The 25428-nt window shown below is 45.2% G+C and carries 27 protein-coding genes and 1 pseudogene; 7 read left to right on the top strand and 21 right to left on the bottom strand.

Features of this window, described 5'->3' with window-relative positions; translation table 11 throughout:
- Positions 1-7: 7 nt before the first annotated feature.
- From tolA to DA100_RS12485, 13 genes are all read right to left on the bottom strand, one after another.
- Positions 8-1075 (bottom strand): cell envelope integrity protein TolA, encoded by a 1068-nt coding sequence (tolA, locus tag DA100_RS12545; RefSeq protein ID WP_138972484.1) that lies wholly within the window; start codon positions 1073-1075, stop codon positions 8-10.
- 12 nt (positions 1076-1087) lie between these two features.
- The gene (locus DA100_RS12540) at positions 1088-1531 is read right to left on the bottom strand and encodes an ExbD/TolR family protein (protein WP_138972452.1); all 444 of its coding nucleotides are present in this window, start codon (positions 1529-1531) and stop codon (positions 1088-1090) included.
- 5 nt (positions 1532-1536) lie between these two features.
- Complete coding sequence (gene tolQ / locus DA100_RS12535; RefSeq protein WP_138972451.1) at positions 1537-2232, bottom strand: protein TolQ; 696 nt, start codon at positions 2230-2232, stop codon at positions 1537-1539.
- Positions 2222-2641, bottom strand: a complete 420-nt coding sequence (gene ybgC / locus DA100_RS12530) for a tol-pal system-associated acyl-CoA thioesterase (RefSeq protein WP_138972450.1) — start codon at positions 2639-2641, stop codon at positions 2222-2224. Before ybgC ends, tolQ begins: the two co-directional genes overlap by 11 nt.
- A 162-nt stretch (positions 2642-2803) precedes the next feature.
- The gene (ybgE, locus tag DA100_RS12525; protein ID WP_053438518.1) at positions 2804-3106 is read right to left on the bottom strand and encodes a cyd operon protein YbgE; all 303 of its coding nucleotides are present in this window, start codon (positions 3104-3106) and stop codon (positions 2804-2806) included.
- Positions 3099-3206: a cytochrome bd-I oxidase subunit CydX gene (cydX, locus tag DA100_RS12520; protein ID WP_000270284.1), complete on the bottom strand. Its 108-nt coding sequence runs from the start codon at positions 3204-3206 to the stop codon at positions 3099-3101. The genes ybgE and cydX overlap by 8 nt, the downstream gene beginning before the upstream one ends.
- A 12-nt stretch (positions 3207-3218) precedes the next feature.
- The gene (gene cydB / locus DA100_RS12515) at positions 3219-4355 is read right to left on the bottom strand and encodes a cytochrome d ubiquinol oxidase subunit II (protein ID WP_138972449.1); all 1137 of its coding nucleotides are present in this window, start codon (positions 4353-4355) and stop codon (positions 3219-3221) included.
- Positions 4356-4368: 13 nt separating this feature from the next.
- Positions 4369-5955, bottom strand: coding sequence for a cytochrome ubiquinol oxidase subunit I (cydA, locus tag DA100_RS12510; protein ID WP_138972448.1), 1587 nt, complete (start codon positions 5953-5955; stop codon positions 4369-4371).
- A gap of 457 nt (positions 5956-6412) precedes the next feature.
- Positions 6413-7417 carry a Holliday junction branch migration DNA helicase RuvB gene (gene ruvB, locus DA100_RS12505; protein WP_138972447.1) on the bottom strand — a complete coding sequence of 335 codons (1005 nt, stop codon included), beginning with the start codon at positions 7415-7417 and terminating at the stop codon, positions 6413-6415.
- A gap of 12 nt (positions 7418-7429) precedes the next feature.
- Complete coding sequence (gene ruvA / locus DA100_RS12500; protein WP_138972446.1) at positions 7430-8047, bottom strand: Holliday junction branch migration protein RuvA; 618 nt, start codon at positions 8045-8047, stop codon at positions 7430-7432.
- Positions 8048-8212: 165 nt separating this feature from the next.
- On the bottom strand, positions 8213-8734 hold the full coding sequence (gene ruvC / locus DA100_RS12495) for a crossover junction endodeoxyribonuclease RuvC (RefSeq protein ID WP_138972445.1): 522 nt from the start codon (positions 8732-8734) through the stop codon (positions 8213-8215).
- 57 nt (positions 8735-8791) lie between these two features.
- Positions 8792-10531 carry an alpha-galactosidase gene (locus DA100_RS12490; RefSeq protein WP_138972444.1) on the bottom strand — a complete coding sequence of 580 codons (1740 nt, stop codon included), beginning with the start codon at positions 10529-10531 and terminating at the stop codon, positions 8792-8794.
- Positions 10532-10827: 296 nt separating this feature from the next.
- Positions 10828-11817 (bottom strand): porin, encoded by a 990-nt coding sequence (locus DA100_RS12485; protein WP_138972443.1) that lies wholly within the window; start codon positions 11815-11817, stop codon positions 10828-10830.
- A 370-nt stretch (positions 11818-12187) separates the two neighbouring features.
- Between DA100_RS12485 and DA100_RS12480 the strand changes: the two genes are divergently transcribed.
- Positions 12188-12934, top strand: a complete 747-nt coding sequence (locus DA100_RS12480) for a transporter substrate-binding domain-containing protein (RefSeq protein WP_138972442.1) — start codon at positions 12188-12190, stop codon at positions 12932-12934.
- A gap of 64 nt (positions 12935-12998) precedes the next feature.
- Here the strand turns inward: DA100_RS12480 and torA are convergent, their stop codons facing one another.
- Genes torA through torE form a run of 3 tightly spaced genes read right to left on the bottom strand, consistent with a single transcriptional unit; the run spans position 12999 to position 16900 of the window.
- Positions 12999-15461, bottom strand: a complete 2463-nt coding sequence (gene torA / locus DA100_RS12475) for a trimethylamine-N-oxide reductase TorA (RefSeq protein ID WP_138972441.1) — start codon at positions 15459-15461, stop codon at positions 12999-13001.
- A gap of 24 nt (positions 15462-15485) precedes the next feature.
- Positions 15486-16670 (bottom strand): pentaheme c-type cytochrome TorC, encoded by a 1185-nt coding sequence (torC, locus tag DA100_RS12470; RefSeq protein WP_138972440.1) that lies wholly within the window; start codon positions 16668-16670, stop codon positions 15486-15488.
- Positions 16671-16720: 50 nt separating this feature from the next.
- Positions 16721-16900: a trimethylamine N-oxide reductase system protein TorE gene (gene torE, locus DA100_RS12465; RefSeq protein WP_138972439.1), complete on the bottom strand. Its 180-nt coding sequence runs from the start codon at positions 16898-16900 to the stop codon at positions 16721-16723.
- Positions 16901-17343: 443 nt separating this feature from the next.
- On the opposite strand from torE, the gene DA100_RS12460 reads away from it, so the two are divergent.
- Both DA100_RS12460 and DA100_RS21525 read left to right on the top strand, forming a co-directional pair.
- Positions 17344-18138: an ABC transporter permease gene (locus DA100_RS12460; protein ID WP_138972438.1), complete on the top strand. Its 795-nt coding sequence runs from the start codon at positions 17344-17346 to the stop codon at positions 18136-18138.
- Between the two features lie 219 nt (positions 18139-18357).
- A complete protein-coding gene (locus DA100_RS21525) occupies positions 18358-18483 on the top strand; it encodes a hypothetical protein (protein WP_276608343.1) in 126 nt (41 codons plus the stop codon).
- A gap of 58 nt (positions 18484-18541) precedes the next feature.
- Here the strand turns inward: DA100_RS21525 and focA are convergent, their stop codons facing one another.
- A complete protein-coding gene (focA, locus tag DA100_RS12455; RefSeq protein ID WP_138972483.1) occupies positions 18542-19384 on the bottom strand; it encodes a formate transporter FocA in 843 nt (280 codons plus the stop codon).
- A 545-nt stretch (positions 19385-19929) separates the two neighbouring features.
- Between focA and DA100_RS12450 the strand changes: the two genes are divergently transcribed.
- Entirely contained in the window at positions 19930-20163 is a 234-nt protein-coding gene (locus tag DA100_RS12450; protein WP_138972437.1) for a TIGR02647 family protein, read from the top strand.
- Here DA100_RS12450 and DA100_RS12445 read toward each other — a convergent pair.
- The 3 genes and pseudogenes from DA100_RS12445 to DA100_RS12440 all read right to left on the bottom strand — a co-directional run.
- Positions 20156-20869 (bottom strand): ABC transporter substrate-binding protein, encoded by a 714-nt coding sequence (locus DA100_RS12445; protein WP_240800919.1) that lies wholly within the window; start codon positions 20867-20869, stop codon positions 20156-20158. The two genes, DA100_RS12450 and DA100_RS12445, sit on opposite strands and share 8 nt — an antisense overlap.
- The gene (locus DA100_RS21350) at positions 20835-21026 is read right to left on the bottom strand and encodes a hypothetical protein (protein WP_240800922.1); all 192 of its coding nucleotides are present in this window, start codon (positions 21024-21026) and stop codon (positions 20835-20837) included. Before DA100_RS21350 ends, DA100_RS12445 begins: the two co-directional genes overlap by 35 nt.
- A pseudogene (locus tag DA100_RS12440) lies at positions 21005-21223 on the bottom strand (chlorhexidine efflux transporter); the annotation flags it as partial. The gene DA100_RS21350 and the pseudogene DA100_RS12440, both read right to left, overlap by 22 nt.
- Between DA100_RS12440 and DA100_RS12435 the strand changes: the two are divergent.
- Genes DA100_RS12435 through DA100_RS12425 form a run of 3 tightly spaced genes read left to right on the top strand, consistent with a single transcriptional unit; the run spans position 21190 to position 23087 of the window.
- Positions 21190-21615 carry a LysR substrate-binding domain-containing protein gene (locus DA100_RS12435; RefSeq protein WP_346763723.1) on the top strand — a complete coding sequence of 142 codons (426 nt, stop codon included), beginning with the start codon at positions 21190-21192 and terminating at the stop codon, positions 21613-21615. The pseudogene DA100_RS12440 and the gene DA100_RS12435 sit on opposite strands and share 34 nt — an antisense overlap.
- Positions 21615-22436, top strand: coding sequence for an NAD(P)H-binding protein (locus DA100_RS12430; protein ID WP_138972434.1), 822 nt, complete (start codon positions 21615-21617; stop codon positions 22434-22436). The genes DA100_RS12435 and DA100_RS12430 overlap by 1 nt, the downstream gene beginning before the upstream one ends.
- Positions 22437-22451: 15 nt before the next feature.
- Positions 22452-23087 (top strand): YdcF family protein, encoded by a 636-nt coding sequence (locus DA100_RS12425; RefSeq protein ID WP_138972433.1) that lies wholly within the window; start codon positions 22452-22454, stop codon positions 23085-23087.
- Between the two features lie 67 nt (positions 23088-23154).
- On the opposite strand, the gene clpA is transcribed toward DA100_RS12425, so the two are convergent.
- Complete coding sequence (gene clpA / locus DA100_RS12420) at positions 23155-25425, bottom strand: ATP-dependent Clp protease ATP-binding subunit ClpA (protein ID WP_138972432.1); 2271 nt, start codon at positions 25423-25425, stop codon at positions 23155-23157.
- Positions 25426-25428 lie beyond the last annotated feature (3 nt).

Raw genomic sequence — 25428 nt, 5'->3', positions numbered from 1 at the left:
TTCCTTATTACTCAGGTACTACGGTTAAATTGATATTCTTAACTTTTTCGATAATGTCAGGGTCTTTAGGCAACGGGAAACTGTTCACCTGTGCCACCGCGCGCTTCGTAGCTGCGCATAAACGGCTGTCTCCGCCTAAAACCGACAAATTACCTAATATTGCGTCTGCTCCAGTAGGGATCAGACGCAAGTTAACTCGACAAGACTTTCCCCTAAAGCTGTCCTCCAGTAGGAGATTTTGCTGAATAAGTTGGCTATAGATCGCCCCATAGCGCTGCGCTTCGTTTGCAACGTGGCTTGACCGAGCTGAAGTATTGGCTTCAGCCTCCGTCTCTAGGCCAGCAAAGATATCGTTCAGTGCCGCTTCTTGCTCTTTACGCTCACGTTCAATTCGCTCTAAGCGTTCTTTCTCTTGACGAGCTTTCTCGGCGGCTTCTTTCGCTGCTTTTTCTTTGGCGATGCGATCTTGTTCCGCTTTTTCCGCAGCTTCACGCTCACGACGTGCTTTCTCTTCAGCCGCTTTGGCCGCTTTTTCACGTTCGATTCGCTCTTGCTCAGCTTTGGCAATCGCCGCTTCTTTGGCTAATCGTTCTTGTTCCGCTTTTTTGATCGCTTGCTCTTTTGCTTTGCGCTCTTCTTCGAGCTTAGCGACACGTTGCTTCTCTTCACGCGCACGTTGCTCTTCCGCTTTGCGCTCTTTCTCTTTAGCAATACGTTGTTTTTCAGCCTCACGAGCGGCTTTCGCTTCTTTCGCTTGCTGCTCTTTTAGCTTACGGATCCGCTCTTCTTCAGCTTTGCGGTTCTTTTCTAACTGCTCGCTTTCACGACGAAGCTTATCCAAACGGTCTTGCTCTTTTTTCGCCGCTTCTTCACGCTGACTACGAATTTGCTGCGCTTGCTGCCTAACAAGGCTTGGGTCAATCACCACAGCCTGTACCATATTGCCCGTTGGCTCAGGTTTCGACATGGTAAAATCAGTCCCCCAGATCAAGGCGACGATTAAGAGTGCGTGCAAAGCCGCCGATATCGCTATCGGCTTCTTGTAGTCGTTCTGTTTAGATTTAGTTTCTTTCATGGACAACGAAAGCTATTCCTTTATGTCCGTTAGCAATCCAACCTTAGGAATACCAGCACGGCTTAATTCATCCAGCACCAAAACAACGTCAGCATATGGCGTTGCAGCGTCACCACCTACGGCAACAGGCGAATCGGGTTTGAGCGACAGTTCCGCTTTGACACGGACAATAAGATCTTGCAGTGAAATACCACGCATGACTTCTTCATCATTCACGCTCAAGCCCAAGTTACCCTCTCTGTCGATTTCGACAATGATAAAACTCGCATCACTATCGCCCGCTAATTCGGAGGCGGGCTGTGCTGTTGCTGTTTTTGGCAATTCAACATCAACGCCTTGGGTAACAAAAGGTGACGTCACCATAAAAATAATCAACAGTACTAACATCACATCGATGTACGGCACCACGTTAATTTCGGCAGTCATTTTGCGCTTTTTGGGTTGGTAACCAGCCATCGCAGTTATTCCTTACCCGATTCTCTGCCCGCCATAGCCTGACGGTGTAGGATGCTGTGGAACTCTTCTGAGAAGGTCGCGTAGTTATGTTCTAACTTACCGACTTTGTTACTTAGACGGTTGTACGCCATTACTGCTGGAATAGCAGCAAATAGACCCATTGCTGTTGCAACCAGTGCTTCTGCGATACCCGGAGCAACCATAGCGAGCGTGGCTTGCTTCACTTCACCTAGCGCGATAAAGGCATGCATGATACCCCATACCGTACCAAACAGACCGATATACGGGCTGATTGAGCCTACCGTCGCAAGGAACGGCAGATTAGTCTCAAGTTCATCCACTTCGCGAGAAACCGCCACGCGCATTGCACGTCCTGTTCCTTCCATAATAAAGTCAGGAGAATCTGCATTGGATTTGCGTAGACGAGCAAACTCGGTAAAGCCAGAATAGAAAATCTCTTCTGTACCCCCCAGTTCGTCCTTACGCTTCTTTGCGTTCTGGTACAAGATCGAAAGATCAGTACCAGACCAGAATTTGTCTTCAAACGTTTCTGCTTCTTTAGAAGCCTGAGAAAGCACTTTACTACGCTTGATGATCATCGCCCAAGAGACGATCGACATACCTAACAAAATCAGCATAACCATTTTTACTAGCAGGCTGGCCTGTAAGAAGAGGTCAAGCATCGAGATATCAGCGGTCACTATTAGTTAACTCCATAACTATTGATTGAGGCATAGCTTTTGGCCTCATTTTCTTATTATCGATACATGCTACCTTAACCATTGCCTTACACAATGTTTTACCGTCAGGATTAACGATCTCCTGACAGAATGTGAGAGAAGCTTTCTTTAGGTCAGAGATAGATGTTTTTACTACAAGATGATCGTCAAGACGTGCACCCTGCAAAAAATCAATATCCATGTGTCGGACTACAAAACCAATGTTTTGTTCCAGTAGAGTTTGTTGCGAAACATTAATAGTACGAAGTAGCTCAGTACGTGCTCGTTCAAAAAACTTAAGATAGTTTGAGTGATAGACGACACCACCAACATCTGTATCTTCATAATAGACAGTGACTGGCCACTCAAAAATTGCTGCTTGTTCCTGCACTTGGATGTCCGAATAATTTGTTCAGGCGAATACTATAACGCAACTCGTTACCATTTGTGCAACGCTCATTTAGCTGTTTTCAAAGCTTGAAACAAAAAAAAGCGCGACTCGAGTAAGAGTCGCGCTTTTTTTATACGAAATGAGCAGAGTTTGCCCGAGCTTCTATAAAAGGCGAAGTACCGTCAGGTAAATAAGAATCGCCAATGAGAAGTAAGGACTGAAAAGAACCTGCCAATACCAATTCCGAGGCTTAAAGCCAATGCCGAACACCATGCTTGAACAAATTGCCCAAATCAGAAGTGGTGAAATCACCGCATTGAAGCCACCAATGGAATTGGCATAGAGCTCAGGATCCCACATCACCATAGCGACATGGTAAAAACCGAGCACTAGCGATAAGACTCTAAACAGAGCCTTATCAACAGGCACATGTAGCTTAGCTACCTGCTCAGCGAGATTACTCACTATCTTTGTCCATCATTTCTGAGTGCTCTAACCAAAGAGCGTTGATGATGCCGAATGCACATGCTAGCAATACACCCAGAATCCATGCGAAATACCACATATCTATTGCTCCTTAGTAAGCTGAAACGTCGTTGTCTTCGATATGTTTCTTATCTAGACGACCGAACATTTTGTAGTATGTCCACGTCGTGTAGCCAAGAATCACAGGAACCATTACCGCTGCAACTGCAGTCATTAGGCCTAGAGTTAGCTCACTTGCCGTTGAATCCCACATTGTTAGGCTGTGGTTTGGCATTAGGCTAGAAGGCATAACGAATGGGAACATTGCGAAACCTGCAGTCAAGATAACACCTGCGTTAGCAAGACTTGAGAATAGGAATGCAAAGCCACCGCGCTCAATGCGAGAAGCGAATGCTGCTAGAAGTGGCATTACCACACCTAATGCAGGCGCTGCCCATAGCGCTGGGTAAGTTTCGAAGTTTGTCATCCAAGCGCCTGCTTGAACTGCCACTTCTTTGTTCAGTGGGTTTGAGTCTGCAAAGGTATCGATTGTGCTAGTGATAACATAACCATCAATTGACTGAACCCAGAAACCACCCGCAACAAACAGTGCTACTGCAATCAAACCAGTGATTTGCGCAACGCCGCGAGCACGAACATGTAGCGCTTCTGTTGTCTTCATCTGTAGCCAAGTTGCACCTTGAAGTACGAATAGCATCAAGCTAAGCACACCACATAGCAGAGCAAATGGGTTCAGAAGAGCGAAGAAAGTACCTTTGTACTGAGACATTAGCAGGTCGTTTAGCTCGAACGGTACACCTTGTAGCAGGTTACCAAACGCCACACCAAAGATGATTGGTGGTACTGTGCCACTAAAGCAAAGTGCGTAGTCCCAAGCTTTACGCCATTTTGGATCTTCGATCTTTGAACGGTAATCAAGAGCAAGAGGACGTAGCCAAAGCGCAGCTAGAGTCACATACATTGCTAGGTAGAAGCCAGAGAACGACGTTGCGTATACCAATGGCCACGCCGCAAATAGCGCACCCCCAGCAGTGATTAGCCAAACTTGGTTGCCATCCCAGTGAGGAGCAATCGTGTTTAGCATAATACGGCGTTCTGTGTCAGTTTTACCGATAACAGGCGAAAGCGACGCAACACCCATATCAAAACCATCAGTTACAGCGAAGCCTACCAGTAATACACCGATTAGGATCCACCAAATAAGTCGTAAGATTTCGTAATCAAACATAATATTCCCTCACTTATACTTCGACTGAACGGCCGACTTTGTCTTCAACAGAGTTAGCTTCTTGTTCGAAGTGGTAGCGACCTGTTTTCAGGCTACTTGGACCTTTACGTGCAAATTTCAGCATTAGGTAAACTTCAGCAATTAGGAACACTGTGTACAGTGCGATAATTGCAAATAGTGAAGTCCATAGCTCGCCGATCGTTAGAGCAGAAGCTGCCACATGCGTCGGTAGGATTTCACCTACTGCCCATGGCTGACGGCCATATTCTGCAACAAACCAACCGGCTTCAATCGCAATCCAAGGTAGTGGAATGCTGAACAGTGCTGCTTTAAGAATCCAAGGCTTTTGTTCGATCTTCTGACGACATGTTTGAATAAACGCCGCGCCGAATACGAACAGCATGATGAAGCCACACGCGACCATGATGCGGAATGACCAGAATAGTGGCCAAACTTTAGGGATAGAATCATCCGCTGCCGCTTGGATTTGTTCTTCTGTCGCATCAACAACTTCGTCGGTGTAACGTTTCAGAAGTAGACCGTAACCAAGGTCACCTTTCACTTCATCAAACGCTGCCATGTTTTCTGGAGTCTTGTCACCAGCACGCAGTTTCTCTAGCAACTCGTACGCGTACATACCCGTTCGGATACGCTCAACGTGCTGGTCACGTAAATCACGTAGACCAGTCACTTGCTCGTCGAATGAACGAGTCGCAATGATACCCATCACGTAAGGGATCTTAATGGCGTAATCGGTGTGCATTGTCTCTTGATTTGGCAGACCAAACAGAGTGAATGCTGCTGGAGCAGGTTCTGTGTGCCACTCTGCTTCTACCGCAGCAAGTTTCACTTTCTGAACTTCACCAAGCTCGTAACCAGATTCATCACCTAGGACGATAACGGATAGGATCGCAGCCATACCGAAAGAGGCAGCGATAGCAAATGAACGACGAGCGAACGCGATGTCACGACCTTTTAATAGGTAGTATGAGCTGATGCCTAGAATAAACATTGCGCCAGTCGTGTAACCAGAAGCAACCGTATGAACGAATTTAACCTGAGCAACTGGGTTTAGAACAACCTCAGCAAAGCTCACCATCTCCATACGCATGGTTTCGAAGTTAAATTCCGCGCCAACTGGGTTTTGCATCCAGCCGTTTGCCACGAGAATCCAAAGTGCTGAGAAGTTAGACCCAAGGGCCACAAGCCAAGTTACGGCTAAGTGTTGACGTTTTGATAAGCGATCCCAGCCAAAAAAGAACAGACCAACAAATGTCGATTCTAGGAAAAAGGCTACTAGTGCTTCGATCGCCAAAGGTGCACCGAAAATATCACCTACGTAATGTGAATAGTAAGACCAGTTGGTACCAAACTGGAACTCCATGGTTAGGCCGGTAGCCACGCCTAGAGCGAAGTTAATACCGAAAAGCTTACCCCAGAACTTTGTCATGTCCTTGTAGATTTGCTTGTCCGTCATTACGTACAGAGATTCCATGATGGCTAATAGGAAGGCCATACCTAGAGTCAGTGGTACGAAGAGGAAGTGATACATCGCTGTCAGTGCAAATTGCAATCGCGACAGATCAACTACGTCAATCATGTTTACTCCTATGTGTCGGCTGAAGACACTCTTTCCATTAATGCATTGTTATTAATCGTTGAACGAACTTAACTCGCGTTACCAGCTATAGGCAATGTGTTGCAAAAATGTACCGCAATGGTTAGTTAATTGTTAAGCATCAGCTAATATAGCTGGGGCTAATATTACTGCTAAAAACAGGTTGTTTCAAAAGGTTTATAGACAGAGTTCGCTTTGATTTGTATCAACTTTTGTGCGGCATTTTTGATTAAAAAAGCGCCATTTTGATCTAAATCAAATATTTTGAAACTTATTTGTTAAAGGAGGGTTGCTTATGGCTGGTAAATTACTTTTATGCAAAACAAGTGGTTAACAACTCACTCATTTACATTACCTATCTAGTGGTAGGCAATTTGGTTTAATGTGATTTCGATCACTAATAATAAAAAGCCAGCAAGATTTTGCTGGCCGTGAAAACTTATTTTTCAATTCCGAAATGAAGATACGCTCTATCGGTGGCAATCCTGCCTCGTGGTGTTCGTTGCAAATAACCTTGTTGAATAAGATAAGGTTCAAGAACATCTTCTATGGTGTCTTTCTCTTCGCCAATCGCGGCCGCCATGTTATCGAGCCCAACGGGACCACCGCCAAATTTTTCCATAATGGCTAATAGCAGTTTCCTGTCCATGTAGTCGAATCCTTGAGCATCCACGTCAAGCATGTTGAGCGCTTTGTCTGCCACTTCAGCACAAATGTGACCGTCCCCCTTCACTTCCGCGTAGTCACGCACACGTCTAAGCAAGCGGTTAGCAATACGCGGTGTCCCACGTGCGCGACGCGCAACCTCTAGAGCACCTTCGGCTTCCATCGAAAGACCGAGACAATCCGCACTGCGTTGAACAATGTTTTGTAGATCTGGGATCTTGTAATACTCGAGACGCTGCGTAATACCAAAACGATCTCGCAGAGGAGAGGTCAGAGAGCCAGCTCGCGTCGTCGCACCGATTAACGTGAACGGTGGTAAGTCGATTTTAATCGAGCGAGCCGCTGGGCCTTCACCAATCATGATGTCTAACTGATAGTCTTCCATCGCTGGGTAGAGCACCTCTTCAACCATTGGGCTCAAGCGGTGAATTTCATCGATGAAGAGCACATCGTTCTCTTCAAGGTTGGTCAATAAGGCGGCTAAATCGCCCGCTTTCTCCAACACAGGGCCGGAAGTTGTACGGATATTTACGTTCATTTCATTCGCGACAATGTTGGCTAAGGTCGTCTTACCTAAACCTGGAGGACCAAATATCAGCAGATGATCCAGTGCTTCATTTCTCAACTGAGCTGCTTTAATGAAGATTTCCATCTGGTTACGGACGTGATCTTGCCCTTTGTAGTCCTCTAACTTCTTAGGGCGTATCGCACGATCGATAACATCTTCTTCTTTGTAGATCGTATTGTCTGGTGCTATTAAGCGATCCGCTTCAATCATGACTGATACCTTTTAAACCATCGACTTCAGGGCTTCACGAATCAATTGCTCGCTACTCATCTCTGGTTTCATTACCTGAGAAACCACTTTTGAGGCTTGGACGGGTTTGTAACCCAACGCGAGCAGTGCACTGATCGCTTCTTCTTCTGCGCTCGACTGAGCAGCTTCTGGCACAGAGTCAATTGGTGCGGCATCAGTGTAAGGTGTAAAGAGATCACCAGCACTCCAACTTTTGAGACGGTCTTTCATCTCAACCACAAGTCGCTCTGCCGTCTTTTTACCCACCCCTGGTAGCTTAACCAGTGTCGAGATATCTTCTCTTTCGACGCTGGCAACAAACTGGCTCGCCGTCATGCCCGATAATATGCCCAGACCCAGTTTAGGACCAACGCCATTTGCTTTAATCACTTCTCTAAACAACGCACGTTCTTTGACTGTATTAAAACCGTAGAGTAGCTGCGCATCTTCACGTACCACGAAGTGAGTATAGATGATTGCTTCTTCACCAACATTTGGCAGCTCATAGAAACAGCTCATCGGCATCTGAACTTCGTAGCCAATGCCGTTAACTTCAATCAATAATTCAGGTGGTTGTTTTTCAATTAGAATGCCGCGCAGACGTCCAATCACAGTGGATACTCTTAGAAATGAATTTGCGACAGGATAATAAAGAACTGGATAGACATCCAGTTCTTTATCATTATTGACTAGATTTTTGAGACAACTTGATCAAGTTGAGAGGTCAGTGTGCGGACTGCATCGACCTGTAAGTTGAGCTCGGCACCATTGGTAGGTCTATCGATAACGACCTCGACGGGCACTGCTTGCCTTTCCTGCCATTGCAATCAGGGTTTTATTGGTATTGGCATGACAAATTGCCACGCCCAGTGCATCGGCAGCATCAGCTTGCGGACGACCAGGTAACTTCAGCATCTGTTGGACCATGTGCTGAACCTGCTCTTTGTCTGCCCCGCCCGTTCCTGTCACCGCTTGTTTGATCAATCTTGCCGCGTATTCATAAACGGGCAGTTCAGCATTAACTGCAGCCACAATAGCGCTACCACGAGCTTGACCAAGCTTTAATGCTGAATCCGCGTTCCGTGCCATAAAGACTTGTTCAATGGCAAAAACGTCCGGTTGAAACTGAGTGATGATTTCTGAAACTCCGGCGTAAATCTGCTTCAATCGCCCAGAGAGCTCTTTTTCTGAGGTGCGTATACATCCACTACCAAGGTACTGGAGATGACGACCATTTTGACGTATGACCCCGTATCCCGTGATTCGAGAGCCAGGGTCAATACCAAGTATTACTGACATTGATACCTAATCGATATGTTTTTTTGTTCAGTGACACATGTTAAAGCACTCTTTGTGCTATATCGAGGTAATTATCGCTCGGCTTGATAAGCCTGACTCAAGACTCACTTCAATAACAGGGGTTGGCTCTGCCACCAGCTTCTCTCCGCTCCAGTAGTCGTACCAATAGACAGGTTGATCCGCAGTTAAAGTGATGTCACGTGCCGCTTGCTGATAATTAAACAGACAGTGTAATTCGTTTCTCTCTGTCAAAGGTAAATAGGCGTGATGGAGATTTAACGCAGTAAAGCGCGCCGCTTCCTGACAGTGTTTGTGCCTTAGCAGCAGTTTACTTAACGAACGTTGAGCAAACGGGGTCAGTTCGGTTAATGGATCGCCCGATAGCAATAGGCCCCCAGAGGCGAGTAGAACGTCACGGTGGAATTCGTAACTTTGTCTTTCTGCGGCTTGATTAGCAAGAGAAACAAACGTGGCACAATCTGGATCACACTGCCAAAGCTGACGATGCTGCCAACTGCGATAGAAAGTCTCTTTGGCGATCTGTTCAAAGCGACGTTCGTTTCTCTCAACATCATCAGAGACCCGCATCGCGTCCACCAGACCAATAGATGGCCACATCGGCGCGTTGCAGCCTAAGATCAAACCATCACCCACGCCTTCTGCAATCGCTTCCATCCCAAGACGATAAGCTTCTACACCAGTGACTCCGCTTTGGCTTCTTTTACCTTTGAGCGTGCCCCAATAGTTTGCATCAAGCTTAAACAGTTCCACTCCCCATTCTTCTCTCATCACTTTAACAACATGGGTCAAGTGCGTCTGAACCTCTGGGTGAGTCGTATCGAGAATGTACCAAGGCGTACATCGCCAACCAGCATAGGTTACATCATCGGCTTTGAGCAGGCAGTTATCTTGATGACGTACAAACCAATCAGGGTGGTTTTTGAAAACCTCTGACTCAGGCTGAGCAATAAAAGGGGCTAACCAGATTGCTGGTTTTTTCCCCGCCGATTTTATCCGAGCAATAACGTTTTTAATTCCCGACGGAAACTTGTCAGAAGGGGTTAGCCAATCTCCCATAAAAGCCTGATACCCATCATCAAGCAAAACGTAATCCAGTTGAGCAAGTTTGCCCTGCATTTTTTCTAGATTGTCGTAGATATTTTGTTGGTTCACTTCCGCATAGTAGGCATACCAAGAACACCAGCCGATAGGCGAAGGTTTTGTCACGCCAGGCCTTGGAGTGTGATGCTGTGAAATCAAATCGGAAAAGTCACTATATAGACGAGACAGTGATTCGCCTTGTAAGCAGACAAGAGACTCTAACTGATTGCTCGCCCAATCCAATGGATAAGTGTTTTCTCCATCCAAATACGCATTGATCATCAGACCACTTTCAGACTCTTCGATCTCAAAATAGCCCGCAAAGCGGTGGCATGACGTAAAGCCAAACAAGTTGTAGCCCTGAGAATCTTCAATCACCAAATAGTTGTAATAACGTTTATTGGCACTGCTCGGGTAGATACGGTAGCTAAGGCTATTATCAGGACAACGTCCAATGTCGATTGGCTCATCGACCGTCCCCGTAGTTTGCGCCAGCATTTGAAAGCCGTCCCCGAGCAATACAGCGCTGCGCTCAAAATTGAATTCCGTCTGACACAGTAAGAACCGTTGATCAAACTTGTCATTGCTCAGACCTTGGAAAGAGAATGAAAGCTGGTTTTTATCTTGGGTGATTTGAATTTGGTAACTTGGGACTAGGACTTTGCGACCATTGGCAAGTTCTAACTGCTGGGCCATATCAATACTCTGAAGAAAACTGGAACCCGTCCATTACAGCACTCGCCTATTTTATTGTCCATTTCATCAACAGTACAAAAGCGTACTCTCATCACGTTTCAGATTTTTATCGCTTTAGTCCAAGTTTCAAATTGACACGCATTTTTTAGTGAATTCACTGCTTAATGTGCCTTTTTGAAAACGAAACAGCCCTCCATCTCCGGAGGGCAAAAAGGCAGTGGATTATTGCGCAAAGCGTCCTGCTTTATAACAAACGGCCTGCAATGCAGGCCGTAAAAGTAAGAGCCTAAACTTGATTAGAAGTCGTAAGCAACTTTGAAGAACGCTTCTATATCATCGTTGCCGTTTTCGTCAGTTAGGTCAACTTTGAAATCTACTAACGTAGAAAGTTTGTTAGTGATTTGGTAAGACGCACCGAAGTTAGTGTACTGCGTATCGAAGTCATTCGCTGCGTAACCTTCTTGGTGTGCGTAGCCGATTGCTAGGTACAGTTTATCCATAGTGTAGCCAGCAGATGCGCTGTATAGCATTGAGTCGTCGCCGTTGAATTTTTCATGTTGAGCAACGTTAGCACCAATCGCGATATCACCAAAGTTAACCACACCGTTAACTAGCATGATTTGCTCGATGCCGTCTTTGCTGTTTTTCTCGTCGTTGTTTTCGTAACCAGCGTTAACTTGGAACTTGTCGTTTTGGTAACCAACGTAGCCGTTAAAGCCTTTTTGACCAGTCGCGTCTGCTTCGCGGTCACCGTAGTAAGAAATCGCGTATTTGAAGCCTTCTTTGATACCTTCAAACTTAACCACTTGGTTTACATCTGAAGCATCAGAAGCTGAAGCGCCGAATTCGATTGTTAGGTCTGCTGCGCCGTCAACTGCATCTAGCGCAGAATCATTTGCGTAACCGATAGTCGCAACACCAAAACCAGTTTTGTAACCAACCCAAGCGTCGATTACAGTGAATTTAGCGTCCATAGAAGAGTAGTTCTCAGCTAGGTCAAATTCACCCGCGAACTGACCAAGAACGTTACCTTTCTGGTAGTTTACGAATAGGTCAAAACCCGTTACGCCACCGTTGTAAAATTCTTCTTTTTCAGCACCATCTTTACGACCTTCTTGGTAGTAACCACCAACGGCTACTTGACCACCTACTGAGAACTCGTCACCAGATAGGATAAGGTCGATGATTGATTCACGTGCACGCTCAGATACATCTTGGTTTACATCGTTTGCGATCGCTGAACCAGCAACAAGAGAAAGTGCTACTGCTAATACTGTCTTTTTCATTTTTATTTGTTCCTATATATTTTTATTTATGAGCGTCATACACCATCTGCTCGCTCTGATGGCAGAAACTATTCGCCCTACTGATAATTAACAAATAAAACAATCGAAAAAGAACTAAGAAATCATAATGCGCAATCGATAAAAACCTAACAACAACTAAAAAAGCGCACCTTTTCGCCATTAATGGTGATAAATTTAGATAAAGATCACAATAATTGTAAGTTTTTATCTAAACATTTTAAAAACCAATGGGTTAATAAGGTTCAAAATAATTAATTCATTTTCTCAGTCAATGAGACAATCAAGAAAAACTCTTTCGCTTGACATGCGTCGACTAAACTCAAAGTACAGTCAATAAAGAGTAACCCTTTTGTTTACAAGCCGTCTTAAGATCACCGTTTGCATCACATTGAGTCTATGGGCAAGCTCCACTGCGGCAGAGACCTTGCATGCAGCCCAAACAGCTTGGCCTCCATTTATCATGGATTCTCCCATTGGCAAAGGCATCGCCCATGACATGGTCGTTAATGCGCTCACCTCTTCAGGTTACACAGTCCAATTTACCCAGAAACCTTGGGCAAGAATTCTTAAAGAGACCATCAAAGGCAAAAACGACGTCATTATCGCAATATGGAAAACGGAAGAGCGAGAAAAGACCTTTCTGTTTACGCAACCTTACATGTATAACCAAATGGCCGTTGTTTCGTTACGAAAGAGCAACTTCAAATTCAAGTCCTTAGAGAGCTTTAAAGATAAGCGCGTTGCTCTGATTAACGGCTACGCCTATGCGGGAAGCCTACTTGAGTATGACCAAATGAAGCCAGTTATATCGATCGACCTTCCGAACAGCATTCGCCTTGTCCTCACAGAAAGAGCCGATGCTTTGGTTACCGATGAAGTGGTAGGAGAATGGACGATTAAAGAAATGGGGATTGATAGAGGGCAACTCGCTTTTAGCGACGTCTACCTCGACTCGACACCCTTGTACGCTGCGGTGCGCAAGAGCCACCCACAAGCAGAACAAATTGTCGAGGTACTGAACAAATTCTTCGACCAACAAGCCGCACAAGAATTGCAGAGACTAAAAACGCGCTACGGACTAAACAGTAAGCGCTAAATGTCAAAAAACGAGCAAAAAAATACCAGCCTATTGACTGGTATTTTTTATCTCTTCGACGTGATTAAGCCACTTCGATTGGACCACCGAATGAGGTAACTGGCGGTACTTTGCCAGTGAACTTCTCAAAGTCTACGATACATGTGTTCGCAGATGTTGCCTGAGCAAGCTCAGATGAGCCGATGTCCATGGTCAATGTGTTTGGATCGCCGTAAGTACAGATTGCGCCCTCTTTCTCGTTCAGAGGACCATACCAAGCACCTTCTTCGATACGAACAACACCACGAGGGTAGCTATCTGTAACAACCGCACCCGCTAAAAGTTGGCCACGGTCGTTGAATACACGAACTAAATCGCCATCTTTAATGCCTTTTGCTTTCGCATCGGCAGGATTGATGTAGATAGGTTCACGGCCTTGAACCGCGTAAGTCGCACGGAACTCTTCCGATTCACACATCTGAGAGTGAAGACGCTTATCTGGGTGACACGATTGCAGCCAGTACGGGTGTTTGTCTGAACCTGGACCGCCGTGAGAACGCTCTGTCTTCTCGAACCACATTGGGTGCTCTTGACAGTGTTCATAACCGTAACGACCGATCTTACGAGAAGTAATCTCTAGGAAACCTGAAGGAGTACCTAGAGGGTTGAGCTCCGGATCTTTACGGAAATCTGCGTGACGAACCCAAGGCTGACCTTCACCAAAGTCTAGTACGCTCTTCTCCCAGAACTCTGCAAATTCTGGCATTTCGAACTTACCTTTATTGGCATCACGACAATCGTTGTAAAGGCTCTCAATCCACTCCATTTCGCTCATGCCACGAGTGTACTCCTCACGGCGACCAAAACGTTGAGTCAGCTCACTCATGATTTGGAAGTCAGGCTTAGATTGGAACAGAGGATCCACTAAGCGGTGCATCGCAATCAGACCTTTGCTTGAGTATGAACCGTACACGTCGATGTCGTTACGTTCCCACTGCGTACAAGCAGGTAGCACGATATCTGAGAAACGACACGTTGCTGTCCAAGCAAACTCAATCGTTACCACAGTTTGAAGCTTTTTGAATGCTTTCTTCATGCGGTTGCGATCTTGGTGGTGGTGCCAAGGGTTGTTACCCGAAATCACCATCATCTTGAAGTCTGGTAGCTTAACTTTAGCGCCGTTGTAATTGATCTCTTTACCTGGTTCTAGTAGACAGTCGATCCAACGCGCAACCGGAATAGTACGGCTGTAACCATTGAAGTCGTTGTTGTCCCATTTCGGTTTCATACCTTGGTCAAGGTTACGTGGGAAACCACCAGGGCCAGCAAAACCAGTCGAAGGTACACCGATACTTGAGTAGTGGTGACCGTAAGAGATACCGCCGCCAGGTAGACCGATTTGACCGACCATAGCGGCAACAACAGCCGCTGCCCAGTATGGCTGCTCACCGTGTTGTTGACGTTGAATACACCAACCCATAAGGATCTGAGTACGACCATTAACCAGCATACGAGCAAATTCGCGAATCTTGTCTGCTTTAACGCCACAGATTTCCGCTGCCCATTCAGGCGTCTTAACAACTTTATCTTTTGTCTCACCCTGAACGTACTGAATAAACTCGTTGAAACCTAGACAGTAAGTCTCAATGAACTTCTTGTCATAAAGGTTTTCGTTGTAAAGCACGTGCGCTACAGCCAGCATGAATGCAACGTCTGTCATCGGGTTGATGTACAGGTGGTCGTTTTCTAGGTAACGTTGAGTCTTGTTCTTAACTGGGTCAACAGACAGAACGTTGATCTCACCTTTAGCGACTTTTTCTTTCAATTGAGCGAGGTACTTGTACGACTCGTGAGTCTCACAGTTCCAACCTACTTGGAGGTTTTTCACTGGGTCATTTGCCCACAAGATGATGTTGTCAGAGTTATCTAAAATCTCTGACCAAGATGTACCTTGCGCGTATACCTCGGTAGAACCTAGAACGTATGGCAGAATGGTTTGACCTGCACCTGTAGAGTAGTCACCCACTTTAGTGATGAAGTTACCATGCATGCCAACCGCACGTTGCATGTGTGCTGTACAGTTGTTGAACGAACCAGTTTGGTTCCAACCCGTTTGACCCGCGTGTAAAGCCCATGGACCGTAGTCTTTCTGTACGCGCTCTAGCTCACGGTAGAACAAGTCTAACGCTTCGTCCCAAGTCACTCGGATAAAACGGTTGTTACCGCGTGTCTCCGCACTGTATTTGTGCTTCTTCAACCAATCTAGACGTACCATTGGGTAACGCACACGTGATGGGCTGTAGATAATGCCTTTGATACCGTTAAGCATCTCTGTTGGGTTCTTATCTAACTCTAGCGGCTTGATCTCTTGAACTTTACCCGCGTAGATGTGGGCGCGGAACGCGCCCCAGTGTGAACCTGTTACTTTCCAAGTACCTACGGTCTCAGCTGCGTTTGCAGAAGCAGACGCTAATAAGCTCGGACCGATTACTGACGCCGCACTTGTCGTTGCAACGCCTTTAAGAAAACTTCTTCGTGTAATAGCCATTTAAATTACTCCATCCGACGCTTATTAGTGGTGACCTTCAGCATAATCTGAAGAGTGCTTCTGTAGATATTTCAGGATAAGTGCTTCGCTATCTGTATCCAAGTTAACGAACGCAAGCATACCGTCGAACATACCAGGCCATGTGTTGGCATCAAAGTGCGCTTCAGCTGGTTGTGTATGACAGACTGAACAGTTTGTCTTGTACGCTTCCTTCGATTTTTCCCACACTGGAGTGATATCGTTCAGCATAGATTCTTTCTTGATCCATACTTTCGCAGCCACTTTCTCCCAAGGAAGACCCGTTAGCTCGTCTACTCGTTTCTCACCTGTTGTCACCACGTTGCTGTCAGTTGATGCTTCTTTAAGAAGTGAAGCCACCGCAATGTTTTTGCCGAAATCTTCTTGAATCACGCGACCAAAGCCTTTCGCTTTGCGCCAGCCATCGATTTCGATTTCAGCAAAGTCACCTTTGTCTGCAATCACTTTTACCGTGGATGCAGGGTTTAGTAAACCCGCTTCTTGAGTACCTTCAGCATCGAAGTACACTGGCAAGTGACGAACACTCACTAATGACTGACCAACACCATAGTTGGTATTTGATGCCAATGCTTCTAAATCACCAACGATACCGCCAATGCTGTCCATACCGGCTGGTAGTTTGTGGGCAATACCTTTATGACAGTCAACACAACTTTGATCTTTTTCTGCTGCTTGTTTCATCTGGATACGTGCAGTCGGAGACATTTGCTCGAAGTCCATCGATTCGTAGTTGTGACAGTTTTTACACTCTAGCGATTTGTTCGCAGAGAAACGATCCCACTCGTGCTTAGCAAGCTCAATACGACGCTCCTCAAATACTCCTGGTTCATCGTAGTTACCAAATACCTGAGCGAACACTTCTTTTGAAGCCTGCATCTTACGAGCGATTTTGTCAGTCCAGTTATGTGGTACGTGGCAGTCTGGACAAGTCGCGCGAACACCAGAGTGGTTTTTCCAGTGAACGGTTTCTTGAAGCTCTACGTATACGTTGTCACGCATGGTGTGGCAACTGACACAGAACTCTTCAGTGTTAGTCGCTTCCAAAGCAGTGTTGAAGCCACCCCAGAAGATAACACCCGCAATAAAGCCGCCCATAGTCAGCACACCTAGGCTGATATGAACTGCAGGGCGTGTCATGGTACGCCACAGTTTAATGATCAATGATTTCATGTTTTGCTCTCTTAAAATCTTTTTAAAAATGTGGAATTGAGCTCATTGGCCTACATGCCATGAGCACCTGGAGGACCCATAAAGAATACTTGCAGCATCCACACTAGGAATCCGTAACCGCCTACGAACGCCACACTTAAAACAGGGAAGAGAACAACCGCGATGAAGAGGAATGACTTCCACTCCAGAGAGCGTTTTTCACCACTCTCGATTTTATTAACATCACTCATACATTTGCCTATTTTGTATCTAGTGTTATTGGTTAGCTCTATCGAATAAGCTAAAGTTTTTTTACAATCTCTAAAGAGAAATGTTAGACCATACTCTTAGTAGGGTTCAATCAATTCCGGACGTTCTGCCCTTGTTATCCAACACTTTTTTGAGCTCATCCAGAGTTATGTTTAATTGCATTCTGATGTGTCAATATACGCCTAAATGTGAAGAATTGTTAATAGTAAACAAACTGTTAAACCCTCCCATTATGCGCATCATTTGGATAACATTTATTAACATGCACCACTTTAGAGGCACACAACTATCGTGCTAACTTTAGCCCATTTGTAACGGTAATGTAGCTAAAATGAGTGTTTTTTCTTATGTTTACCGAATTCAAGACAAGGTGAGGCTGTTCTGTAGTCTGATAAACTAGCGACGGAATAATTGAGGGAAAATTATGGACAGTGTTATAGACATAGATTGGCTGGTTTTGGCGATATTCTTCAGCTTGCTAGCTGTCCCACTACTTTGCGATCGCTACTACCAGCTTGATCTAGGAAAGGATATTTTCATCAGTGTGGCACGTATGACATTGCAGCTTATACTGGTCGGCATCTATCTAGAATACTTATTTACTATCAATAGCTTAATTGTAAATTTACTTTGGCTGATACTCATGTTGCTCATTGGTTCCAGTGCCATCATTAGCAAAGCCAAATTGCCCGCCTCTAGGCTCATGCTGCCCATCACAACAGGTTTGGTTGTGGGGCTTTTGCCGATACTTTCAATTATCACGTTATTGGTCATCAAACCCATCCCGCTGTTTAATGCTCAATATTTAATTCCCCTTGCAGGTATGCTTTTGGGTAACTCTATGAGTGGTAATATCGTCTCTATGCAGACCTTTTTCTCAGGGCTCGAAACTCGTCGCAGTGAATACGAAGCCGCGTTGTCTTTAGGTGCATCCCCATATTACGCCACTCAACCCTTTGTGCGTGATGCGATTCGTCGTTCACTCGCTCCGACCATTGCCACAATGGCTACGACAGGTTTGGTTACCCTACCGGGAATGATGACTGGGCAAATTTTAGGCGGCGCAAGTCCTATTATCGCCATTAAATATCAGTTAATGATCATGGTTGCGATCTTTGTGATGATGACGATTTCTATCGTCTCTGCGCTCAAGCTGACGGTGAGAAACTGTATTAGCAAGGAAGGACGTATACTGGTTCACATCCCATCTACCAAATGATCTCGTAAGTTGTCTCAATGGGATTTTGGATCTTATCCACAGATTCTGTGGATAACCGTGGTGATACATCCATTACAACTGGTCTATCCAGAGCTTACAGAGAGGTCAATAAAAATTTTCTTTGCATTCATGCGCATAAAATTTAATTCACGCAACGTAATAATCTTGTCATCTGACCCACTTAGGTTGTCACTCAGGACTTATTAGAGGGATAAAGTAATGTATTTCAATGGCAGTGACGCTACCAATACTGATAACGAGAATAGTGATTTTCGTGACTGGCTAAAAGATGAACCAAGAGAGATTCAGGCGTTAGATGAATGGCTGGGTGTCGAATATCGATAAGCAGTTTTGCTACTAAAAAAGGCTCACAAATGTGAGCCTTATATCAAGAGATATGCGGTTAGTCTCTTAGATAGATCAACCAGTACCACATTCCGACAAACACTCCGCCGCCAATAATGTTGCCTAGTGTCACTGGAATTAGGTTGTTAGTAATAAAATCGATCATGTTCAGGTCGGCATAATCAGCAATATTCGCACCCGTCATCTGCCAAAACTCAGCTGGCGCAAAATACTTGATGCCGATAGCCATTGGCACTTGGAACATGTTCGCAATACAGTGTTCAAATCCGGCAGATACGAACATCGCGACAGGTAAAATCATCACTGCAATCTTGTCGGTAAGTGTACGTCCACTAAAGGTCATCCATACAGCGACACAGACTAGTACGTTACACATTACCCCCAAAGCAACAGCGGATAAAAACGTGTGATGTAGCTTATGCTGGGAAATCGCCATTGCGTTAAGGCCAACCAGCCCATGGTCAAACATGTACTGTTTGGTCATCAACATACAAACAACTAGCAACAAGGCACCAATAAGATTTCCACCGTAGACAACCAGCCAGTTCTTAAACAGCATTTTCCACGTAATCTTGCCACTGGCACGCGCCACTAAGGTCAAAACAGAACTGGTAAACAGCTCCCCACCCGTCACAACCACAAGGATCAGACCTAAGCTGAAGGCAAGGCCACCCAGCAGGCGTGTGATGCCCCAAGGCAGGTCACCTGCACCTGTCGTTACTATGGTATAGAACACAAATGCGATACCAATATGGATACCTGCGGAGATCGCCAATAGGAATGATTTAACAGGATCTTTGGTTGCTTTGCCTACGCCAATTTCTGCCGCACGCTCAGCCATTTGAGGAGGTAATAATGAATCAAACTGATTGAGATTTATCATCGGGAAACATTTTGCAACATATGGATTAGTGGGCGCGGATAATTACGTGAATTGTGATCAAATTCAAGCGTTAAATCATTCAAGTAGACAAAATCTTTTTCACCTCATGAAAACTAAGGCTAATACAAAGATAAATTTAGATAAATGCTCACTAAATCAATTAAAAACAGCATTTAAAATCAATAACTTAAACATCAATTACTACTAAAGTAGAGCGCGGATTATTGTTTTAGTTTGAATATTCATAATAACAAACTTTATTATGCTTGTTGGCTATTAGACATTAGTATACTGGCGCATTTGGCCATAACTTAAATCCCTAACATTTGGGCGATTGCCCCAAATAATGACAAGCCAATATTCCGCTTAGCAGATAATTCTTTGATTCTGATCTAGTCTCTCTTCGATTGCACAGCAGATAACCAATTTCGTTCTATCCTGTTGTTAAAGTAAGGCTTGGATAACATTTCTCAACTCATTGAGTTGCCGATTCGCATCATCCTGATTACCTTGAATCCAGTACGTTCGATAAGGAATTAATTATGAAATTTACGCCTGACCATATGGCTGAACTTAATCTCTTGCTTCAGTTTGATATCAGTAGTGCTGCAACCGGTATTAAAGTTCACCATGATGCTTCTGAAGAGATGCAGGCGGCTGTACAGCGCCTATATGAGAAAGGGTTGTGCACACTTCCTGATGGTGGCTACTTAACTGACGAAGGTATTGAAATGGCTGAACACGCAGACAAAGCTCTGCGCGTACTTTCTAGTTAGTTTCTTGCATCCCTTGCTCTGAGGCAGGCAATGTGACCCCAAGTAGTTGGGTCTGGTTATGTTGCTCTATGATTGCCTCAACATCGATCTTCTCTAGACCTTGATTGAAGATAGCACGCCAGTTGTTCCCTTCTGGCGTGTTTTTGAATGCAAGATAGAGTAACTTGCTCTCCAACATCCTACTGTTCATCCTAATCATCTTCGACAGCATCTTCTCACGCGGGTCGATACGGATTAAATAATCTAAAACGTTCGCGTCAATGACTGCGGCATCTAATCGTCCCTTAGCCACTTTGTGGATATTGATAGTGTCATTGGCAGAGGCTTCGACCTGAATTAAACCTTGACTGACCATGTCATCAAACTGTTTTGTGTTGATGTACCCTTGAACCACTCCAATTCGCAACATCTGTAACTCTTCAAGTTGGCTCCAAGAGATAGGCCAGTTAACATTCTCCACCAGTCCTAATGGCCCACTACCTATCGGGTCAGAAAAGACAAACTCACTGGTTTCAAAATAATACTCAGGAAAATAGCCAATATACTGATCTTTTTTCGATGCTAAAGCGACAGTCCGTACCCAAGGTTTAAATTCAACCACCAGCTCATACCCCATCGCAGAAAAAGCGGCTCGGGCAATGGCCACTGAGAATCCATTGTCAGACAATGACTCACCAGAATATGGCGGCCAGTCTAGCGACGTCATATAAACCCTCGGTGCGGGTTGAACCGCCAAGGAATAGAGTAACAGACAGGTTAGGAGCAGCCACTTCATACTTATCTAGGTCTCCACCAAGACGGATAAGACACTCTTTAATAATAGGACGCTCTCCGCATTGCGCTAAACTCTTGCTGTTAACCATCTATAAGGTTGCACTCGGTCATAACACCAGTTAAATCCAGTCGCGTAGAAAAAGAAGAACACGAGAAATCCTGCTTCCAACATTATCGCTTCTAGAACTCCTATGGCTAAAAACCACGCAATGCTCGGCACCGTAATAAAAATCAGCCCTCCTTCAAAACCGCATGTATGCAGCAAGCGCACTCGTAACGTTCGTTGAAGTGCAGTCTGCGGTGAGTCAGAAACATCCACTTGCAATGCAAACATCTGCTAATGTCGATCAACTGTTGCTTCACCGCCAATTGTTGTTACGCTCTAGAAATAACAAAGTCAGTGGATTTCAGCAGGCATACAGCCCCGATATTTGGTACACAGATAGCTACCACGTATTATTAGGCTTAATTGCTCAAAGCTTTGGCTGGGGATTTTTACCCACTCATATCGCCGCCAATGCTTGTGAAGAAAATCAGATTAAGCGAATTCCGATCGAGTTTGAGCGGCTACAATGGCAAGCCAATGTCGATGTGGTTCAGCACCAAGGGTTCGCAAATAAACCAGTACACAAGCTTCTTCGTACAGAGCTTCGTACGCTCCTATCAGGGACGAAATAATGAAAAAGATAACTATCGTAGGTGGAGGGTGGTTAGGTAAACCGCTTGGCCAGTACTTGACCTCTATTGGACACAGTGTCCATTTCAGTAAAACGACACCAGAAGGCGTTAAGGAACTTGAACAACTCGGTATCAATAGTTTCGTCGCGAACCTAGCGAATGGCAGTAACGATCTCGACCAACAGCTTGGTTCAACTCCAACTGACATCGTGATTGGCTGTTTTCCTCCGGGGTTTCGCAAACAGAGTGGTCAAGACTACGTTGGGAACTGGCAAACGCTGATTGCATCTGCGCAAAACAATGGGGTTCAACGGGTTGTTATGGTTAGTTCTACCACTGTGTACCCTGGCCTAGCTCAAGAGATGGTCGAGGAGGATGCGACTCTCGATAAAAGTATCGATAATCCTGAGTTTAGTGACAATGCCAAGATCATGTTGCAGGCTGAGCAGCACCTAATTGATTCTAGACTCAGCTACGCAATTGTTCGTTGCAGTGGATTGGTTGGCCCCAACCGACATCCCTCTCGATTTGCGGCGATGTTAAAACAAGTTAGCGACCAAGCTCCTGCTAACATGCTTCATTTGCACGATGCTGTAGGTATCGTAAGTTTTATAGCCTTGAACAGCATAGATACCACCGTCAACGCCACCACCCCGAACACGGTGAATAAGGCAGAATACTATCAGGCGGCGTTAGACAGTGTCGCAAGCGATGACAAGTTACCGACTCTCGTGCATGTCCCAGACAAACGCATCATCGCTGATAAACTTATTTCGTTAGGTTATCGCTTTCATTTTCAACACACCTTAGATGCACTCTAGAAAGGTCAACCTCTTATGAGTCAATTAAAACTCTACCAGCAGATTGAACATTTATGGCAGTACATGCAGCTGTCAGACACCTTACAGCGGTCTGATTGCATCTTTGTGCTTGGAAGTAACGATATCCGCGTTGCGGAGTATGCGGCTCAACTCTATCTTGCAGGATGGGCGTCTAAAATCATCTTTTCGGGGGGCACTGGCCGATTAACTGAAGGTGTTTTTACTTCAAGTGAAGCCCAGACTTTTGCCGATTACGCGAAAGATCTTGGTGTTCCAGCGGCTGACATTATTGTTGAAGATAAAGCGACCAACACCGGTGAAAATGTTCGTTTCACCTACCAGTTATTGCAAAATCTAGGGCTAAATTTTGAGTCGTTTATCTTAGTTCAAAAACCGTACATGGAGCGACGTACCTACGCGACTTTCGTTAAGCAATGGCCTGCTTCTTGTCAGCACATTTGTGTCACGTCATCCAAAACCACTTTCTGTGATTACTTCAACGAGGACATTGACCTGACAACGACAGTGACAGCAATGCTGGGCGATTTCGAGCGAATTAAAGACTACCCCAAGCTCGGCTTCCAAATTGAACAATCCATTCCAACGAGCGTAGAAAGTGCTTATCAGGCGGTGAAATCTGTTTTTGGTTAACGACCAGCTTTAAGCCGACAAACAAAAAGCCAGAGCAATGCTCTGGCTTTGTTAACATTTCCGTGTCTTAAGGATGAATGGCCGCTTCTTTCTCACTGTGATACTCGAACTTTAGCTCATCATCATTGAGATCAACTTTCACTGTACCGCCATCCACTAAAGAACCAAATAGCAGTTCATTCGCGAGTGGTTTCTTCAGTTGCTCTTGGATAACACGCCCCATAGGACGAGCACCCATGGCTTTGTCATAACCTTTAACTGCAAGCCAATGGCGAGCATCATCCGAAACTTCGAGCGATACACCACGAGCATCAAGCTGTGCTTGCAGCTCAACAATGAATTTGTCGACAACCTGATGGATCACATGTTCATCTAAGCTGTTAAACCAAATGATGTTATCCAAACGGTTACGGAATTCTGGCGTAAAGACCTTCTTGATCTCCGACATCGCATCATGACTATGATCTTGTTGGATCAGACCGATAGATTTCTTAACGGTCTCCTGAACACCGGCATTGGTAGTCATCACCAAAATAACGTTACGGAAGTCAGCTTTACGGCCATTGTTGTCCGTCAAGGTACCATTATCCATAACTTGCAGTAGCAGGTTAAAGATGTCTGGATGCGCTTTCTCAATTTCGTCGAGCAGAACGACTGAGTGAGGATGTTTGATGACGGCGTCCGTCAGCAAACCACCCTGATCATATCCGACGTAACCCGGAGGCGCACCAATCAAACGGCTCACCGAATGACGTTCACCGTATTCAGACATATCAAAGCGAAGTAGCTCGATACCAAGTAATTTCGATAATTGAACCGTGACTTCAGTCTTACCTACCCCCGTCGGGCCTGCAAACAAGAATGAACCCACTGGTTTATGGTCTGCACCAAGACCCGCGCGAGTCAACTTGATCGCTTCGCTAAGTACATCGATGGCATCATCTTGACCAAACACCAGCATCTTCATCTTCTCATCGAGCTTTTGCAGTATCTCTTTATCTGAAGATGAGACAGATTTTTCAGGTATACGTGCCATTTTAGCAACCATAGCTTCAATGTCTGCAACACCTACGGTTTTCTTACGACGACTCGCTGGAGCCAAACGACTGCGCGCACCTGCTTCATCAATAACGTCAATCGCTTTATCTGGCAAATGACGCTCATTAATGTATTTAGCCGATAGCTCAACCGCCGCACGAAGTGCTTTATTGGTGTAACGCACTTCATGGTGTGCTTCATACTTAGGTTTCAAGCCCATAAGTATCTTAGTGGTGTCATCAAGAGACGGTTCAACCACATCGATTTTTTGGAAGCGACGCGATAACGCACGCTCTTTTTCAAAGATGTTGCTGTACTCTTGATAAGTTGTCGAACCGATACAACGCAGTTTGCCGCTGCTTAGTAATGGCTTGATTAGGTTTGCCGCGTCAACTTGACCACCAGAGGCGGCACCTGCACCAATAATTGTGTGAATCTCATCGATAAACAGGATGGCATCGTCTTCTTTTTCTAGCTGTTTAAGAATCGCTTTAAAACGTTTCTCAAAGTCACCACGGTACTTAGTACCCGCAAGTAGCGAGCCAATATCCAACGAGTAGATCACACTGTTAGCGATAATCTCAGGCACTTGGCCTTCCACAATTCGCCATGCAAGACCTTCAGCGATCGCCGTTTTACCAACCCCTGCCTCACCGACCAGTAATGGGTTGTTTTTACGACGACGGCACAATACCTGAATCGTTCGTTCTAGTTCTTTCTCGCGACCAATCAGTGGGTCTATCTGCCCTTGTTTTGCAATATGGTTAAGATTCGTTGCAAAGCTCTCTAGGCGCTCCTCTGAACCAGTATCCTCGACGTTGTCGCTGAAAGAATCAGAGGAATGAGAGTCATCACTCGAACTCGACGCTTTGGTAATACCGTGAGAAATAAAGTTAACAATATCTAGGCGGCTAATGTCGTTTTTCTTGAGTAGATAAGCCGCATGAGACTCTTGTTCACTAAAAATCGCCACAAGGACGTTTGCCCCTGTTACTTCACTGCGGCCAGAAGATTGAACGTGGAATACTGCGCGTTGCAAAACGCGTTGAAAACTCAAAGTGGGTTGCGTTTCGCGAGTTTCGTCGTTTTCTGGAATGAGAGGGGTAGTTTGATCAATGAAAACATTCAGTTCACTACGAAGCGAATCTACATCTGCCTGACATGCCTGCAAAGCCTCTCTCGCTGCATCGTTTTCCAACAATGCTAACAGGAGGTGCTCGACAGTCATAAACTCATGTCGTTTGTCTCTAGCGCGAGCAAATGCGCCGTTTAGACTCGACTCTAATTCTTTATTCAGCATAAG

Origin of the sequence: Vibrio sp. Hep-1b-8, assembly GCF_006124995.1 — a bacterium.
Lineage (GTDB): Bacteria > Pseudomonadota > Gammaproteobacteria > Enterobacterales > Vibrionaceae > Vibrio.
The sequence above is the reverse complement of the archived record's forward strand: the minus strand, read 5'-3'. Positions and strand labels throughout refer to the sequence as shown.